Below are 17381 nucleotides of genomic sequence, written 5' to 3' on the forward strand. Positions count from 1 at the left end.
ATGGGTACACCTGTGTGAGGAGGCAGTGGTGCTCGGAAGGTGCGCGCGGTGGCTCGTGGGCGTCATGACCGTCGTCTGCATGGTGCTCGTCGGCCCCAGTGCGCCGAGCGGTGCCCTCCTCGGCGCGTCGCTGCCCGTCGGAGCCGTCAAGGACGTTGTACCGAACCGGGTCGTGACGTGGAACATCTGCAACCCGTGCGACAGCGGCAACGCCGACCGGGCGGCCGAGATCGCCGCGTACGCGCCCCAGGTCATCGGCCTGCAGGAGGCGTGCGTCCGTGACGTCGAGAGCATCCGGGAGCACCTGAAGAACCTGCACGGGCTGGTCTACCGCGTCGAGTACGGCAGCGTCCTGCGCAAGTGGGGCCGCTGCGGAGGAGCGCCGTGGAGTCCGGGCGCCTACGGCCAGGCGATCCTCTCCGCGGCGCCGATGACGGACGTCGTCAGCGTCGAGTATCCCGACGGCGGGTCGGAGGACCGCGGGTACATGGCCGTCACCACCACCGTGGACGGGCGGCCCGTCCGGGTCTTCAACACGCATCTGGCCCAGCGGTCGCAGGAGGCGGTCCGGGCGGAACAGGCCCGGGTCCTCGCCGCGGCCGCCGCCCGGCACGAGCGCGCGATCCTGATCGGCGACTTCAACGCCGTGCCGGACGCCCCCGAACTCACGCCGGTCCAGCAACTCGCGGTGGAGACGTCCCCCCGGTGCCGTCCCGGGAACAGCGGCGACTGCGAGCCGACCACCGACTGGCAGCTCAGGTTCGACTACGTCTTCCTGCGCGGCGTGACCCCGCTCGGGGAGCGGGTGCGTCCCAGCGCGCACTCGGACCACCACCTGGTGTACGCGGACGTGGACACGGCGTGAGATGACACCGGCCTGACCGGTTCGTCCCGTGGCACGGTCCCGCGCCCCGAAGTCGCCGGCGCGGCCACGGCGTCGAGCCCATGCGGACGACGGCGTGCGGAGCGGCGGCGCCGCGCGCGCCGGGCACGTGAAGCCCTGGTGAAAACCCTGTGGAAGCGCTGTCGCAGGTGCCGTTTATGCTGCTCCGAACGATCACGCGGGACCAGGGGAGGGCGCGGCATGTTCGGCAAGCTGTTCGGCAGGGGCGAGGAGAGACCCGCGGCGGATCCGCACGCCCTTCCCGTCCCGCGCAGGCGGAAGAACGGGACGTACACGCTGCGCGCGCTCGGCGACACGCGGGTGCTCGCCCTGGTGGAGGCGGCCGACGCGGGCGACTGGGACGCGGTCAAGGCGGCACTGGCCCCCTTCGACCTCGGCCGCGACCACCAGGTCCTGGGGGAACTCGCCGACCTGGACGGGGTGCAGGACTGGATCGTCCGGGCCGCCGAGGAGGACACGGAGCACCGGGCGACCGCCCTGCTGATATCCGGCACGCGCCACGTCAGCTGGGGCTGGGAGGCCCGCACCGCCGAGCGCGCCGTGAACGTCACGCAGGAGCAGTGGCGCGTCTTCCACGACCGGCTGCACATCGCCGAGGAACACCTGCTGGAGGCCGCCGAGCTGCGCCCCGACTGGGTGACGCCGTGGCGCCGGCTGCTCACCTCGGGCCGCGGGATGTCGCTGGGTTCCGCCGTCAACGAGGTCCGGCTCGACGCAGCCCTGCGCCGCGATCCGCTGGACCTGGAGACGCATCTGGAGTGGGTGTCGCAGTTGCAGCCCCGCTGGGGCGGTGAGCCGGGGCAGGCCCTGGCGTACGCCCAGGAGGTGTTCGCCCGCGCTCCGCACGGGCACCGCCTCGGCTGCGTGATCGCCATGGCGTACATCGAGGAGTGGGTCGAGGCGGACCGCGGCGACTACCTGCAGACCGACGAGATCCGGGCCCAGTTGCGGGAAGCGGCCGACCACAGCATCCTCCACCCCGCCTACGTGTGGCGCCCGGGCTGGCAGCACGACTTCAACATGTTCGCCATGGCCCTGTCCCTGGCCGGTGAGCGGCACACCGTCCGGCGCGTCTTCCGGACCCTGGACGGCGCCTGCACCTCGTGGCCCTGGACCTACTTCGCGGAGCCCGAGAAGCAGTTCGCCCGCCACCACCGCAAGGCCTGAGCCCCGCCGCCCGGCACGGCCCGGACACCCCACGGCCCGGACACCCCACGGCCCGGACCCCGCACGGCCCTGACCTCGCCCTCACGGCCGCGGCCGAGCACCGGGGCGGCCCGCCGAGCCCGACCGGCTCGCCGACCGGCCCGCGCGCGGCCCGGCTCGCCGAACGGCCGCGCGGCGCCGTATCGGCCGGCGGCCGGCCGCCCCACCCGGCGTCCGGCCGGCCCGTCACACGCACCCGATCACCCGGCCGCGGCGACCGCGCCCCCACGCGCACCCGCCACGCCACGCACCTCCGGTCACCGCCGGACCCGCTCCGGTCCCCGGCCCCCGTGCCGTCCCCCACGCCGTCCTCCGTCCCTCTCCCACCCCGGAACCGCCCGATGACTTCTCCCGACACCACCGCGACCCCGGCCGGCGCCGACCGCACCTTCCAGGTGGATCTGCGCGGCCTCGTCGACCTCCTCTCCCACCACCTCTACTCCAGCCCCCGCGTCTACCTGCGCGAACTCATGCAGAACGCGGTGGACGCGCTGACCGCCCGGCACGCCCTCGAACCGGCCGCCCCCACCGGCGCCTTCGGCGTCCGCCTGTACGCCGACGGCTCGGTGGTCCGCGTCGAGGACGACGGCGTCGGACTCACCGAGGCCGACGTCCACCGCTTCCTCGCCACCATCGGCCGCAGCAGCAAGCGGGCCGACGGCATCGCCGAGCAGCGCGGCGACTTCATCGGCCAGTTCGGCATCGGCCTGCTCTCCTGCTTCCTGGTCGCCGACGAGATCCACGTCCTCAGCCGCTCCGCCCGCACCCCCGGCGCCCCGGCCGTGGAGTGGCGCGGACGCGGCGACGGCAGCTACACCGTCCGTGCCCTGCCCGCCTCCGCCCACCCCCGGCCCGGCACCACCGTCACGCTGACGCCCCGCGCCGACGCCGCCGAGTGGACCCGCCCGGCGCAGGTGCACGCCCTGGCCCGGCACTTCGGCTCCCTGCTGCGCCACCCGGTGACCTTCGACGACGGCACGGCCGGACCCGGTGCCGCGGGCGCGCCCGTCAACCCCGAGCCGGCCCCCTGGGAGCGCACCCACCCCACCCCGGGAGCCCGGTCCCGCGCCCTGGCCGCGTTCGGCGAGCAGGTCTTCGGTTTCACGCCGCTGGACACCATCGAACTGGACCTGCCGGCCGTCGGCCTGAAGGGCATCGCCTGCGTGCTGCCCGAGACGGTCCCGGCCGGGCGCCGCCACGGCCACCGCGTGCACGTCAAGGGCATGCTGCTCTCCGAGCAGGCCGAGGAACTCCTGCCCGACTGGGCGTTCTTCGTCCGCTGCGTCGTCGACGCCGAGAGCCTGCGCCCCACCGCGTCCCGCGAGTCCCTGTACGAGGACGACACCCTCGCCGCCGTGCGCGACGCCCTCGCCGAGCGGCTGCGCGACTGGATCGCCCGGGCCGCCGCCAGCGACCCCGACCTGCTGCACCGCTTCCTCCAGGCCCACCACCTGGCCGTGAAGTCGCTCGCCGTGCACGACGACGAGATCCTGCGGATGCTGCTGCCCTGGCTGCCGTTCGAGACCACCGACGGGCACACCACCCTCGACGAGTTCGCGCGCACCCACCGCACCGTGCTCGTCACGTCGAGCGTGGAGGAGTTCCGTCAGGTCGCGGCGATCGCCTCGGCCGCCGGGCTCGGCGTCGTCAACGGGGGCTACACCTACGACCGCGAACTGGTCCACCGGCTGCCCGAGATCAGGCCCGAGGCCACCGTCGCCGACCTCGACCCGGCGACCCTCACCGCCCACCTCGACCCCGTCGACCGGGAGACCGAACTGGCCGCCGCGGCCTACCTCGCGCAGGCCCGCGACGCCCTCGCCGTCTTCGACTGCGACGTGGCGCTGCGCACCTTCCAGCCGGCCTCCGCCCCCGCCCTCCTCGTCGACAGCCGCGAGGCCCGGCACGAGCGCACCCGCTCCCAGCTCGCCCGCGAGCAGGAGGGCGGACTGTGGGGCGACATCCTCGGCGCCCTGCGCCAGGAGGCCCCGCGCGCCCAGCTGATCCTCAACCAGCTCAATCCGCTGGTGCGCACCGCCGTCACCATCGACGAGCCCGAACTGGCCCGCACCAGCGCCGAAGCCCTCTACGGGCAGGCCGCGATGCTGTCCCGCCGCCCGCTCAGGCCGTCCGAGTCCAGCCTGATCAACCGCTCCTTCCTCGACCTTCTCGCCCACGCCCTCCGCAAGGACAGCTGACGATGCCGACCACGCCCCAGACCACCGACGAGCTGTACCAGGCGCTCCAGGAGAACGACCAGCGCCCCTACGGCCGCACCCGCACCGTCACCGCCGAGGAACTCGTCGACGCCGCCGAGCGGTTCGAGGAGCCCGTCCCGCTCGTGCACGCCCTGCTCGAACTGCAGGAGGCGTACACCTACGGCTCCGAGCCCCGCAAGTCGCCCGTCGTCTTCGCCCGGCTGCTCACCCTCTTCGACGAGCGGCCCGACGTGTTCGACGACCGCATGCGCCACCAGCTGTTCTGGCGGTTCAAGTGGGTGGCGCACGCCCTGCGCCAGCTGCCCGAGATACCGCTGGCCAGCCTGCGCCAGTGGCTGACGGAGATGCGCGACCGCTACGAGCGGGCCGGCCTCGGCCTCCAGCCCTACTACGGGCAGGCCTACCAGCTCGCCGCCCACGTCGGTGAGGACACCACCGCCGCCTACGAGTTGTGGGCGGCCCGCACCCGCACCCGGCTCAGCGACTGCGAGGCCTGCGAGACCTGCCAGCGGGCCCTGTACCACCTCGCCGCCGGTGACGACGAGCGGGCGCTGCGCGCCTGGGAGCCCGTCCTGGCCGGCAAGGAGTCCTGCCAGGAGGAGCCGGCCCGCTCCGTGTCCTACGCGCTGCTGCCCCTGCTGCGCACCGGCCGCGCCGACCGGGCCCGCGAACTGCACCTGGCCGGCTACCGCGGCTGCCGCCGCAACCCCTCGATGTCCGCCGAGGTCGGCCGGCACCTGGAGTTCTGCGCGCTCACCGGCAACGAGGCCCGCGGTCTGGAACTGCTCGCCGAGAACCGCGGCCTGTTCGAGGAGGTCGAATCGCCGCTGGACCAGCTCGACTTCCTCACCGGCGTCGAGGTGCTCCTGCAGCGCGTCGAGTCGCTCGGTCACGGCGAGCTGCCCGCCGCCGGGTACGCGGGCCGCACCTGGACCGTGTCCGGCCTGCGCGCCGAGGTCCGCGACCGCGCCGACGACCTCGCCGCCCGCTTCGACGCCCGCAACGGCACCCCGGCCCACACCGGCCGCCGCCGGGACCGTCTCGACCGCGCCCCCCTCCTGGACGCGCTGGAACTGACCCTGCGCACCCGCGGCCTGGACGAGATGACTCCGGCCGCCCCGGCCGTCCCCGCCACCGAAACGGCCGCCGCCGTCCCCGACGCGCTGCCCGAACTCGTGCTCAGGGCACGGGAGCTGGACCAGCTGGGGCACCCGGACGCGCGGGCCTGCTGGTCCCTGCTGCGCACCCGCGTCGCCGCCCCTGACTACACCCACCCCGACGACCCGGCCGTCGGCCCGCTGCTCCGGCTGCGCGCCGACCTGCTGGACGACGAGGCGGGCCGGGCGGGGGAGAAGGACGACTACGCCGAGGCCGCCGCCCTCCACGAGGAGGCGGCCGCCCTGTACGAGGACGCCGGCCTGCCCGGCCATGCGGCGATCTCCCGCGCCTGTGCCCTGCTCGCCACCGCCGAACTCCCCGCGAAGGGCGACGGGGGAACCGAGGCCAAGGCCGCCGCGCTGACCGAGGCGCACGCGTCCGTCGTCCGGCTGCACGAGGAGACCCCGGGCCTCACCGCGCACCAGGAGGCCCGCCTGCTGCGGCTGCGCGTCACCGCGCTCGCCCTGCGCCTGCAGACCACGGGCAGCGAGGAGCACGTCGCGCCCGTCCTCGCCGAGGCGGACCTGCTGCACGCGTTCGCCACCCGGCACGACATCACCGGGCAGGTCTCCGGCGCCCTGCTGATGCGGGCCAGCACGTTCGCCATCTCCGGCGACCTGCCCGCCGCGGTCACCGGGATCGACGCGCTCCTGGACCGGCTCAAGGCCCAGGGCCCCGCCTGGCACCTGCCCCGCACGCTCGGTCTGCGCGGCCGTCTCCAGCTCGGTCTCCGGGACGCCCCGGCCGCGTACGCCGACCTCTCCGAGGCCCTGCGCCTGGCCGCCGACTGGCCGGCCGACACGGTCGACTCCGGCCGTCTGCACGGTGACCTGGCCGAGGCCGCGATGCACCTGGGCCGCCCCGAGGAGGCCCTGCGGCACCTGACCCGCTCGGCGGAGCTGGAGCTGCGCCGCGGCAGCCGGACGGACGCGTACTGCGCCTACAGCAACGCGGCCCAGCTCAGCCTCGACCTCGGCCGCGTCGAGGACAGCATCGCGCTGCTCGACTCCCTGCTCGCCGAACCGGACGTCGCCGCAGGGGAACTGGACGACCGGCTCGTCGCCCAGCTGCGCCTGACCCGCGCCCGCGCCCTGCACGCGGGCGAGGACCTCAAGGCCGCCACGGCGGAGTTCGTCGCCCTCGCGGCCGAGTCGGCCGGCTGGGACGACGACCCGGGCAGCCACGCCATGATCGCCGCCGAGACGGCCGTACTGCTCGGTGAGGGAGGCGAGTTCGGCCCGGCCCGGGAGGCCGCGGACCAGGCGCTCGCCGCCCACGCCCGGGACCCGCGCTACGAGCTGCTCAGCAACTGCCTGCGCGAACTCGCCCGCCTCCAGGCCCAGCAGCAGGGCCCCGACGGCCTGACCGGCGCCCGCGCCTTCCTGGCCGACGCCGGCCGGGTCGCCGACGAGGCCAGGGCCGCCGGGTACCAGGCCCGTGGCCGCTCCCTGGACACGGCCCTGGCCTACGAGCACGGGCGGGTCAACGCCTACGCCGGCGCCTACGAGGAGGCGCTGGCCGCTCTGGAGAAGGCCCTCGCCCTGCTCGGCGAGCCCGGCACGGACGGCGACCAGGCGGGCGAATGGGCCGAGTGCGTGCGCCTGGCCGGAGCCGTGGAGGGCATCTACCTGGAGCGCACCGCCCCCGCCCTCACCCGCCTCGACGCGGCCGTGTCCCGGCTGACCGCCCTGGGACACACGGACGAGAGCGAGGCGCTCGCCGCCCTGGCGGCCCGGCTGCGCGACGAGGAGTGACACGGCGCCCGCGGTGCCGGGGCGAGGGCTCACCCCGGCACCGCGGGCACGGGCCTCTTGACGCGGCCCGGGCACGGCCCGACACTCCGTAGAGGAATCCTAGGGAATCGGTAGGGAAACATGGGCCGTGCGGCAGCGCAGTTCGACGGCGACACCGTCCGTACCGCCCTGCGGTCGCGGCCGCTGCTGACGTCACGCCGCCACATCGACCTGGTGCGGGTGTGCAGTGCGGCGAGTCGCACCACGCCGCCCGCCCGCCGCGTGCCGTAGCCGTCGAACGCCCGTGACCGAACCCCAGGGAGACGCATGTCCGCCACCTTCCCGACCGCCGTGCCCCCCTTCCGCAGCAGGATCGGCCGTGACGCGCGCAGCGGCTACTACGCCGCGTCCCGCCGCTACCGGCTGCACCTCGCCCTGTCGTGTCCGCACTCCGTGCAGATCGCCGTCGCGCACGGCCTGCTCGGCCTCGACGACACCGTCCCGGTGACGCTGCTGCCGGCCGTGCCCGACGCACCCGGCGGGGGACACCGCGCCCTGCGCCCGCTGTACGAGGCCAGCGCCCACCAGCACCCCGGGCCGGCCGCGGCACCGGTGCTCAGCGACAGCTGGACCGGACGGATCGTCAGCACCCACGCCCCCGACATCCTGCTCGACCTCGCCCGGCGGTTCGGCGGTGACGGACCCGACCTCCATCCGCGCGGCGCCGAGGAGGCCGTCGAGGGCCTGGGCCGGCTCTGCGAGCAGGGCATCACGGCGGCCGCGCAGCGCGCCGGGAGGTGGGACGTCGACCCCGCGGACCGCGACACCGCGCTGGCCACCCTGCTGGACGCGCTGGACGTGCTGGAGCGGCGTCTCGCCGGGCGGGAGTACCTCGTCGGCGACGGACCCACCCTCGCCGACGTACAGGTGTGGACGGCCCTGTTGCAGCTGGACACCGTGCACCGCCACCACCTGGACGCCGCCGCGGTGCACCGCATCACCGGCCACCCGCGCCTGTGGGCGTACGCGCGACGGCTGGCCGCCCGGCCGGCCTTCGGCTCCCGCATCGACCTCGACGGCATCGCCCGCAGGCACCACGCCCACTGCCGGGGCAGGGAGGCGGCCGGCGCGGCCGTACCGATCGTGGACTGGGCGGCGTACACCTGACGGAAGGGGGCGCAGGCCTCGGGGCCCCGCAGACCGGCTGCTTCGCGCCGCCCGTCGGCCACTGAGATCCGGCCGGCCGCACCGCTCACCCGTCCGTACGCGCCGGGCAGGGCGCGGCCCGGACGCGGCCGTCACGATGAGAGGCATGACCGACACCGACAGGACCGGGACCTTCCCGGCCGGTACCTCCCCCGGCGGGACCGGGAGCGGCCGGCCCTCGCGGGACCCGGCACCGGGCACCGCCGTGACGGACCTGCGGCGCGTCGGCGCGAACCCGGACTTCTGGTACCCCGTCGCACGGTCGCGCAGCGTCCGGCGCGGACGGGTGCGGGCGACCTGCTTCGCCGGGGAGCGCATCGCGCTCTACCGCGGGCGCAGCGGCACCGTCCACGCGCTGGAGGACCGGTGCGCCCACCGGCAGGTGCCGCTGAGCATGGGCGTCGTGGAGGGCGAGACGCTGCGCTGCTGCTACCACGCGTGGGCGTACCGCGGCGACGGCCGCATCTCGCAGATCCCGTACCTGTCCAAGGGCGATCGCAGACCGCCGCGCGGCGTGCGCGGCTACCCCGTCCGGGAGGCGTACGGCCTGGTGTTCGTCTTCCCCGGCGACCCGGACAAGGCGGCCGGGACGCCGCTGCCCGAACTGCCGGCCTTCCGCTCACCGCGGTACCTGACCCTGACCTACGCGCGGACCGTGCGCTGCCACTACTCGTTCATGCACGAGAACCTGCTCGACATGAACCACCAGTTCCTCCACCGGGGCGTCGTCGGCAGGCTGCACCCGGAGCTGCTGGACCACCGCAGCGACGCGCGGTCGGTGGAGGCCAGGTACCTGTTCACGCACACCGGCGGGAAACGGAACCGGGGCGCCAGCCTGCTGGCCGCCGAGGGCATCGGCGGCAGCGGCTCGAGCGACGTCATGACGATCCGCACCGAGTACCCCTACCAGACGCTCGACCTGGTCCCGGAGAACGCCGAGCGCCCGGCGTTCCGCCTCTGGGTCGCCTACGTGCCCGAGGACGCCGAGCAGCGCAGGTGCCACACCTACGGCCTGCTCATGATCGAGAAGCCGCGTGTCCCCGGCGCCCTGCACCTGGCCCGGCCGCTCATCCGGCGCTTCACCGAACGCGTCTTCGCCGAGGACCGGATGGCCGTCGAGGCCGAGCAGCGGGCCTGGGACGAGCAGGGGGAGGACCGCAACCAGGAGGTGTTCTCCCTGATCCTGGACGTCCGCGAGGTGCTGCGCGCCAACGGCGTCCCGATCGGGTCCGGGCCGCGCCCCGCCGCCTGCGGCTCCGCCGGGGTGTGCGACGGCGGGTGAGGCTCACCGGCCCACGGCCGGGACCGGGGCGGCCCGCCGGTCAGGGCCGGGGCCGCGGAGGTCAGGGCAGGGGCGCGCGCCGGTCAGGGCCGTGGATCGGTGCGGTGCCAGCGGGGCCGGGCGTCGAGGCCGCGGCGGCCGGCCACCGAGGCGCAGCGCGGGCACTGGCGGCGCACCCGGTCCGCCGCGCCACCGGACTCCGGGAAGGTGTCGGGCCAGCCCACATGCGGGAAGCGCACGAGCCGGGACCGGCTCAGCGACAGCCCGCAGACCGTCTCGTTCCGGCCCGGCTCCCAGGCGTGCACCTCCCCGGAGGGCAGGCGGCGCCGGCCCTCCTCCTCGTCGGTCCACTGCCCGGACGCCGCGACGGCGTACTGCTTCGTCCGTGCCATGCCGGTCAGCCCGCCGCGTGGTCGACGCGCAGCCGCACCTGATCCTCCAGACGCCGCAGGCTGGTGTCGAGGGCGTCGGTGACGGCGCTCTCGCCCGGGTCGTGGCCGTCGTCGAAGAACGACAGGTGCAGCGTCACCTCACTGGCTCCGCTGCCGATGCCCGCGACCTGGAGCCAGCCCGCGTAACCGCCCTGTTCGCGCGTGCCCCATTCGAGCCGCAGCTGCTCGGGCCTGGCCCGCAGCAGCGCGGCGGTGTCCTCGTCGGTGCGGTCCTCGCGCACGGTGACGGCGGGCAGTTCCCCGGCCTCCACATGCAGGGCGTCCGGCAGCCAGCCGTCCAGCCGGCCGACGTCCGCGGCCTGGTCGAAGACGTGCTCGGGCGGTGCGGGCATGGTCCGGGAGCGTTCGTACTCGGTCATCGCGACATCCTCGGCTCGGGGACGTTCAGCGCACCGCGTTCCCGGCAGGCCCGGCCCCAATCGCGGATCGTCCCGCCGGGTCCCGGCCGGGACCCTCACCGCGGATCCCCCTCGGCGGCCCGGGCGGCGAGCCGGGCGCGGTCGATCCCGCAGGTGTGGCGGACGTCGGTGGGGAAGCGGGGGTGGAACAGCACGGTGCCGATGCGACGGGCGTGCGGGTGGTCGCCGAGGGCCGTGCGCAGGGCGCTCACGACCGCGTCCTCACGCGCCCCGCGCTCCGGTTCGACGCAGAGCACCGCCCGCTGCCGGCCGGCGGGCCCGACGCCCACCAGGGCGGTGCGGCGGACCCCGGCGGCGGTGTCGGCGGCGGCCTCGACGTCCTCCGTGGTGAGGGTGAAGTCCTCGCCGGTGACGCGGTGGGCCGTGCGGCCCAGGTACCACAGGCGGCCTTCGCCGTCGAGACGCCCGAGGTCGCCGGTGCGGTACCAGAGCGTGCCGCCGGCCTCGGTACGCGGGTGGCCCGCGGCCCCGGGGCGGGCGTGGTGGCCGGGGCCGGCCGCGGGCCCCGCGACGGCGATCTCGCCCAGGCCGGTGGCGTCCGCGTCCAGCACGCGCGCCTCGACGCCGGGCAGGGGCCGGCCGAGGCAGGTGCCCGCGTGACCCGGCGGCGGCTTCAGCCGCAGCGCGCGCTGCTCGTCCGCCTCGACGGCCGCCACGGGCAGGCACTCCGGGGTGCCGTGGACGCCGAGGATCTCCGCCCCGGCCGGGAGGAACCCGGCCAGGGCCTCGGCCGGACGCGGGCGCAGCGGCGCGCCGAAGCACAGGACGCGGCGCACCGAGGGCAGCGTCAGGCCATGCCGGGCGCAGTGGCCGGCGATCAGGTCGAGGACCGCCGGTGAGCCCAGGAGGACGGTCGCCCGGTGGTGCAGCAGGGGCCCGACGAGGTGGGCCGGCGGCGTGCGGGCCGGGGCCAGGTGGTCGATCTGGGGGGCGACCGTGGTCACGCCGAGCAGCGGGCCCAGCGCGGCGAACGGCAGCAGGCAGGACAGCAGGACGTCGTCCGCCTCGGCCCGCAGGACCGTGTCCAGGGCGGTGAGCTGTCCGGCGAGGGTGGCGTGGGCGTACTCCTCGCCCTCGGGCCGCCCGGCGGAGCCGGACGTGAAGGCGATCGCCGCCAGGTCCTCGGGCCGGGGTCCCGGTGCCCGCGGGACCGGGCTGGTGCCGTCCGGCCCGGTCACCGGCGGACGCCGCCCGGGCAGGTGCGCCTGCCCGGGGAAGCCCCGGCCGGTGACCAGGGCCGTACGGACATGGCCGCGCCCCCAGCCCAGCGCGCGGCGCGCCACGTGCGCCAGGGGTTCCCCGACGAACACGCCCGGGGCGACCTCGTCGAGGCGGCGCCGCACCCCGGCGCGCGGCCCGGTCAGCACGGGGACGGCGCCGAGCGAGATCGACGCGTGCCCGCACGCGGCGAGTTGATAGGCGTCCTGCGTCATCACCACGGCCCTGTCGCCGGACCGCACCCCCGCCTCCCGCAGGGCGCCGGCGATACGGCGGCTGCCGTCCAGCAACTGGCCCGCCGTCACCTCCTCGGCGGAGACGGGGCCGCTGCAGCGGACGAGGACGGGGGCGTGCGGGCGCTCGCCGAGGCGGGCCAGGCGGTCGGAGACAGGGTCGGACACGGCGGTGGTCATCGCTGTCCTCGCAGGGGTTCGGGGAGAGGGAGGTCGCGGAGCGGCGGGCCGGGTTCGTTGCCGGCGTCGTCCCTCACCGGGCGTGCACGGCGGGGGCCGTGCAGGAGCGGCAGCGGCCGGGCGGCGCCCACGCCGAGGTCGGGCCGGCCGGGCCCCCGACGGCGGTCGCGCGCCACAGGTCGGTCCACGGTGCGGTGGCGGGACGGCGGATGGGCGGCGACGACTGTCAAGCGGGCACGCGGGGGTTCGGGCACCGCGCCACCGTAACGGCCGGTCACGTACCGTGACGCACGGTTCACCCGTGTGGCGGCCCGGGCTCACGCCCACGGGTGAAGCGAGCCCGGCCGCCGGCGCAGTGGCCCCCCGGCTGAAACCGGCGAACGAGCTCCAGCCAGGGGGAAGTTCACGGCTGCGGGAGGAGCCCTTCTACACCACCTCGGCCCGCCCGGCCGTGTCGTCGAGGAAGCCGCCCGACTGGTGCTGCCACAGCTTCGCGTACGCGCCGTCGAGCGCGAGCAGCTCCTGGTGGCTGCCCTGTTCGACGATCCGGCCGCGGTCGAGGACGACGAGCTGGTCCATGGTCGCGACCGTGCTCAGCCGGTGCGCCACCACGAGCGCGGTCCGCCCTTCCATCAGCCGCCACAGCGCCTCCTGGACGAGCAGTTCGCTCTCGGAGTCCAGGGCACTGGTCGCCTCGTCGAGCAGCAGGATCGGCGCGTCGCGCAGGATCGCCCGGGCCAGGGCGACCCGCTGGCGCTGCCCGCCGGACAGCTTCACGCCCCGCTCGCCGACCATGGTGTCGAAGCCGTCGGGCAGCGCGTCGGCGAACTCCGTGACGTGCGCCGCCTCCGCCGCCCGGCGGATCTCCTCGCCGGTCGCGTCGGGCCGGGCGAACGCGATGTTCTCCCGCAGGGTGCGGTGGAACATCGCCGGGTCCTGCGGCACGTAGGCGATCTGCCCGCGCAGGTCGGCCTGGCGCAGCCGGCTGATGTCCTGGCCGCCGACGAGGATGCGGCCGCCGTCGATGTCCGTCATCCGCAGCAGCAGCCGGGTGAGCGTGGTCTTGCCGCCGCCCGACCGGCCCACCAGGCCGAGTTTCGACCCGCTCGGCACGTCCAGGTCCAGCCCGTCGAAGAGCGGGCGGCCGCCCCGGTGCGCGAAGGTCACCTTCTCGAAGCGGACGTCGGCGCCCCGGGGCCGCAGCGGTTGCGGGTGCGGCGGGTCGAGCACGGTCGGCGGGGTCAGCAGCAGCTCGGTGAACTGCGCGGCCTCCGTCATCGAGCTCTCCAGCCGGCGGTAGATCTGGTTGAAGTCGAACATGATCCGGGTCGCGTTGGTGTAGTACGTGAAGGCGACCACGATCGCCTCCACCCCGTGCGGACCCCCGGCGAGCGTCACCGCGAGCAGCAGACCCACCGCGTTGGTCACCACGGACATCGGCGCGACGAGGGTGTCGATGCGCAGGTTGCCGTAGTCCCACGAGCGCAGGGTGAGCCGGCGTGACGTGGCGACGCGGGAGCGGTGCTCGGCGGCCTCGCGCTCCTCGGCGGCGAAGGCCCGCACGGTGTCCATGTTCATCAGGCTGTCGGCGACATGGCCCGACACCCGTGCGATCGCCTCCTCCCGCTCGTCGACGAGCCGCTGCCGCCGCCGGATGAGCGGCACGACCAGCGCCGCCGTCAGCGCGATCATCGCCAGCAGTCCGATCACGAGCAGCGGCTCGTAGCGCCACAGCACCACGGCACCGAACGTCAGCGGCACGAAGCTGCCCATGATCTGGAACGTCAGCGTGTCCACGAACGGTTCGAAACGGGAGGCGAAGCTGAGGACGCGCTTGGTCAGCGAGCCGGCGAAGTTGTCGTGGAAGAACGCGGCGTCCTTGGCGAACAGCTCGTCCATCCCGATCACGTACAGATGCTCGATGCCGAGGGCGTCGAGCCGGTTGAGGCAGTGCAGGGCGACCCGCCACAGTGCCTCGGCCAGCAGCAGGACGCCGGCGAAACCGAGCACGTACGGCAGCGTCGAGGCGACCGTGACGTCCCCGCCGTCGGCGAGGTCGCCGACCAGTTTGGCGACGATCAGCGGCGCGATGTAGTTGATGCCGATGTTGCCCAGCGCCGAGAGCGACATCGCGGGGATCGTCCAGCGGCGCAGCCGGGACAGCTCCCTTCCGTAGTAGCGAAGTGCCAGGAGGACCGAGCGCTTGCCCGGCTGAACCCTGCGTGATCCAGGCGTTTCCATCTCACCCCTGTGTCGTCCTGCGGCCGCCCGTCCCGCGCGCGTGCGGGCAGGGGGCATCGCCGCAACGGATGGGTGGAGTTTCGGGTCGAGTCCGGAAGTGTCCCGCGACGGCGACCGCCCAGTCCAAGCGTTTTCCGGCCGGGCGGTGGTGTGCGGGGGCGCCAAGAGGCGCGGCGGGCGGACTCGGGGGCGGGAGCCGGCCCCGCGGACGCGCGAGAGCCTCCGGTCCGCCGTCCGGGCGGCAGGGGGCCGTCCCTCAGGACGGTCCGGCCGCGCCCTTCCTCACTGCGGAGCGCCGTCCGGGAGCAGCGTGAAGACCCGGTCCAGACCGACGAGGGTGAGGACACGCATCAGGTTGGCCGGCACGGCGGCGAGCACGATGTCGGCCCCGGCGGCCAGGGCGCGCTGGCGGGCGGCGAGCAGGGCGGTGATGCCGGAGGAGTCGCAGAACCCGAGGCCGGACAGGTCCATCACCAGGCACTGCCCGGTCTCCAGGGGCAGCTGGTCGATGTGCCGGCGCAGTTCGGGGGCCCGGTCGAAGTCGAGGTCGCCGGCCACCCGCAGGACGGGCCCGTTCGGGGTGGCGCGGAGGTCGATGGTCAGGGGGTTCATGACAGGCGGCTCGCCGGGGGGCGTCCCGCGGGGGAGGGGGAGGCGGGGCAGGGGACTCCGAGGGCGAGCAGGGCGGTGTCGTCGTCCAGCCCGTCACCGAAGCTCTCCAGCAGCCCGGTCAGCGCGGTGATCACCTCGCGGGGCGTGGCGGGCGCGTGGCCGGCGCCGAAGGCGAGCAGGGCGTCCTCCCCGTACCGGTCGTCGCGGCCGGGCCCGGACCGGGCCTCGGTGAGGCCGTCGGTGTACAGCACGAGGGTGTCACCGGGTTCCAGGGCCGTCGTGGCGGTGCCGATCGGGGCGTCGGGCAGCACGCCGACGAGCATGCCGCCCGGGGTCGGCAGGTACTCGGCGCCGCCGTCGGACCGCAGGACGAGAACCGGCGGGTGTCCGCCGGAGGCCAGCCGCACCACGGCCGGGCCGTGCTCACCCGCGGGCTCGACGATCCCGAAGATGCAGGTGCAGTAGCGGGGGTTGCCGTCGCCCGTGTACCGCTCGTGCAGCACGGCGTTGAGCGTGGCCAGGGCGGCGGCGGGCTCCGGGTCGTGGTGGGCGGCGGCCCGGAGGGTGTAGCGCGTCAGCGAGGTGAGCGAGGCGGCCTCGGGCCCCTTGCCGCACACGTCGCCCAGGAAGAACGCCCAGCGATTGCCGGCCACCGGGAACAGGTCGTAGAAGTCGCCGCCCAGCCGGTCCGGCGCGGCCGTGTGGTAGTGGACGGCCGTCTCCAGGCCCGGCACGGCGGGCAGCGAGTCGGGCACGAGGGACCGCTGCAGGACGGAGAGCGCGGTGGCCAGCCGGGTCCGGTCGGCCTCGGCCTGCCGCCGGGCCGCCTCGGCCTCGGCACGCGCCTGCTCGGCCTCGGCACGGGCCTGCTCGGCTTCCGCGCGGGCGCGTTCGGCTTCCGCGCGCACGCGCTCGGCCTCCCGGCGGCGGCGCAGCAGCTCCTCCTCGTAGGCGCGCCGGTCGGAGGCGTCGAAGACGGTGGTGCGGATCAGCAGGGGCTCGCCCTCGGTGCCGTACTTGACCAGGGCGGAGACCAGCACGGGCAGCCGGCCGCCGCCCGCCCGCCGCATCTCCAGGGCGATACCGCGCAGTTCGCCCTGCATGCGCAGCAGCGGCGCGAAGTGCGTCTCGTGGTAGAGCCGGCCGCCGACCGTGAGCAGGTCCGTGAAGCGCTTGCGGCCCACGACGTCCTCGCGCTCCAGGCCCAGCCAGTCCAGCAGCGTCGCGTTGATCTTGGCGATGGTGCCGTCCATCAGGGTGGACAGGTAGCCGCACGGCGCCATCTCGTAGAGGTCGTCGGCGCTGTCCTCCAGCAGGGAGGTGAAGGCCGCGTCCGTGCTCGCCCCGTCCCCGGTTCCCGCCGGCTCCGGCGCACCGCCGGTGCGGCACATCACTTGACGGTCTCCAGGAAGTCGAGGATCGCCCCGGCGGTGGCCTCCGGCGCGCTCAGCTGCGGGCAGTGCCCCGTGGCGGCCAGCGTGACCAGGCGGGAGGACGGGATCGTCGCGTGCACGTACGCGCCGACCTCGCGGGGCGCGATGGCGTCCTGCTCGCACTCCAGCACCAGGGTGGGCAGGCGGACGCCCTTCAGGTCCTCGCGGCTGTCGGTCAGGAAGGTCGTGCGGGCGAAGACCCGGGCGATGTCCGGGTCCGTGGCGCAGAAGCTGTTGGTCAGCTCCCGGCCCAGTTCCGGGCGGTCCGGGTTGCCCATGATCACCGGGGCCATGGCGGACGACCAGCCCAGGTAGTTCGCCTCCAGGGAGGACAGCAGCTCGTCGATGTCCTCCGTGCTGAAGCCGCCGCGGTAGTCGCCGCTGTCGATGTAGCAGGGCGAGGGCGTCACCATCACCAGGGCCCCGATGCGCTCCGGCGCGGCCTGCGCCGCCAGCACACCCACCATGGAGCTGACCGAGTGCCCCACGAACACCGCCTGCCGCAGGTCGAGCTCCTCGCAGACCTCGACGACGTCGCGGGCGTAGCCGTGCAGCGAGGAGTACCGCTCCTCGCTCCAGGCCGCCAGGTCCGACTTGCCCGAGCCGACGTAGTCGAACAGCACGACCCGGTAGCGCTCAGCCAGCACCGGTACCACCAGGCGCCACATGTTCTGGTCGCAGCCGAACCCGTGCGCCAGGAGCAGCACCGGTGCGTCATCGGGACCGGTGACGTTCACGTTGTTCCTGCGGCTGATGTCCATACCGGCCATGCTCCCACCTCGGCCGGGAGGCTTCGACGCCGGGCCTCGCGCCGGCTGCCCGACCACGGCTTCCCGACGACGGCTGGCCGACGACGGCTGGCCGGCGCCGGCTGCCCGGCGAGGG

General features: G+C 75.2%; 14 protein-coding genes. 7 read left to right on the forward strand and 7 right to left on the reverse strand.

All coding sequences use genetic code 11. The features are described 5' to 3' along the window. Positions 1 to 25: 25 nt before the first annotated feature. From ACPXCS_RS02600 to ACPXCS_RS02630, 7 genes are all read left to right on the forward strand, one after another. On the forward strand, positions 26 to 865 hold the full coding sequence (locus tag ACPXCS_RS02600) for an endonuclease/exonuclease/phosphatase family protein (protein ID WP_425946271.1): 840 nt from the start codon (positions 26 to 28) through the stop codon (positions 863 to 865). A gap of 219 nt (positions 866 to 1084) precedes the next feature. Then, positions 1085 to 2071 carry a hypothetical protein gene (locus ACPXCS_RS02605; RefSeq protein WP_425946272.1) on the forward strand — a complete coding sequence of 329 codons (987 nt, stop codon included), beginning with the start codon at positions 1085 to 1087 and terminating at the stop codon, positions 2069 to 2071. 380 nt (positions 2072 to 2451) lie between these two features. Next, a complete protein-coding gene (locus ACPXCS_RS02610; RefSeq protein ID WP_425946273.1) occupies positions 2452 to 4308 on the forward strand; it encodes an HSP90 family protein in 1857 nt (618 codons plus the stop codon). A gap of 2 nt (positions 4309 to 4310) precedes the next feature. Beyond that, complete coding sequence (locus tag ACPXCS_RS02615) at positions 4311 to 7241, forward strand: hypothetical protein (RefSeq protein WP_425946274.1); 2931 nt, start codon at positions 4311 to 4313, stop codon at positions 7239 to 7241. A 120-nt stretch (positions 7242 to 7361) separates the two neighbouring features. Continuing rightward, positions 7362 to 7511 (forward strand): hypothetical protein, encoded by a 150-nt coding sequence (locus ACPXCS_RS02620; RefSeq protein WP_425946275.1) that lies wholly within the window; start codon positions 7362 to 7364, stop codon positions 7509 to 7511. Between the two features lie 36 nt (positions 7512 to 7547). Next, a complete protein-coding gene (locus tag ACPXCS_RS02625; protein ID WP_425946276.1) occupies positions 7548 to 8387 on the forward strand; it encodes a glutathione S-transferase C-terminal domain-containing protein in 840 nt (279 codons plus the stop codon). A gap of 145 nt (positions 8388 to 8532) precedes the next feature. Further along, a complete protein-coding gene (locus ACPXCS_RS02630) occupies positions 8533 to 9708 on the forward strand; it encodes a Rieske 2Fe-2S domain-containing protein (protein WP_425946277.1) in 1176 nt (391 codons plus the stop codon). 83 nt (positions 9709 to 9791) lie between these two features. Here ACPXCS_RS02630 and ACPXCS_RS02635 read toward each other — a convergent pair whose 3' ends face one another. From ACPXCS_RS02635 to ACPXCS_RS02665, 7 genes are all read right to left on the reverse strand, one after another. Further along, positions 9792 to 10100 carry a hypothetical protein gene (locus ACPXCS_RS02635; protein ID WP_425946278.1) on the reverse strand — a complete coding sequence of 103 codons (309 nt, stop codon included), beginning with the start codon at positions 10098 to 10100 and terminating at the stop codon, positions 9792 to 9794. Positions 10101 to 10105: 5 nt separating this feature from the next. Beyond that, on the reverse strand, positions 10106 to 10519 hold the full coding sequence (locus ACPXCS_RS02640; RefSeq protein ID WP_425946280.1) for an SRPBCC family protein: 414 nt from the start codon (positions 10517 to 10519) through the stop codon (positions 10106 to 10108). Positions 10520 to 10614: 95 nt separating this feature from the next. Beyond that, the gene (locus ACPXCS_RS02645) at positions 10615 to 12210 is read right to left on the reverse strand and encodes an AMP-binding protein (RefSeq protein WP_425946281.1); all 1596 of its coding nucleotides are present in this window, start codon (positions 12208 to 12210) and stop codon (positions 10615 to 10617) included. Positions 12211 to 12636: 426 nt separating this feature from the next. Beyond that, complete coding sequence (locus ACPXCS_RS02650; RefSeq protein WP_425946282.1) at positions 12637 to 14451, reverse strand: ABC transporter ATP-binding protein; 1815 nt, start codon at positions 14449 to 14451, stop codon at positions 12637 to 12639. 282 nt (positions 14452 to 14733) lie between these two features. Then, positions 14734 to 15063, reverse strand: a complete 330-nt coding sequence (locus ACPXCS_RS02655) for an STAS domain-containing protein (RefSeq protein ID WP_425946283.1) — start codon at positions 15061 to 15063, stop codon at positions 14734 to 14736. Then, entirely contained in the window at positions 15060 to 16454 is a 1395-nt protein-coding gene (locus tag ACPXCS_RS02660) for a PP2C family protein-serine/threonine phosphatase (RefSeq protein WP_425946284.1), read from the reverse strand. The genes ACPXCS_RS02655 and ACPXCS_RS02660 overlap by 4 nt, the downstream gene beginning before the upstream one ends. Next, positions 16454 to 17257, reverse strand: coding sequence for an alpha/beta fold hydrolase (locus tag ACPXCS_RS02665; RefSeq protein WP_425946419.1), 804 nt, complete (start codon positions 17255 to 17257; stop codon positions 16454 to 16456). The genes ACPXCS_RS02660 and ACPXCS_RS02665 overlap by 1 nt, the downstream gene beginning before the upstream one ends. Positions 17258 to 17381 lie beyond the last annotated feature (124 nt).

Source organism: Streptomyces sp. DT190, assembly GCF_049846985.1.
Classification (GTDB): Bacteria; Actinomycetota; Actinomycetes; order Streptomycetales; family Streptomycetaceae; genus Streptomyces.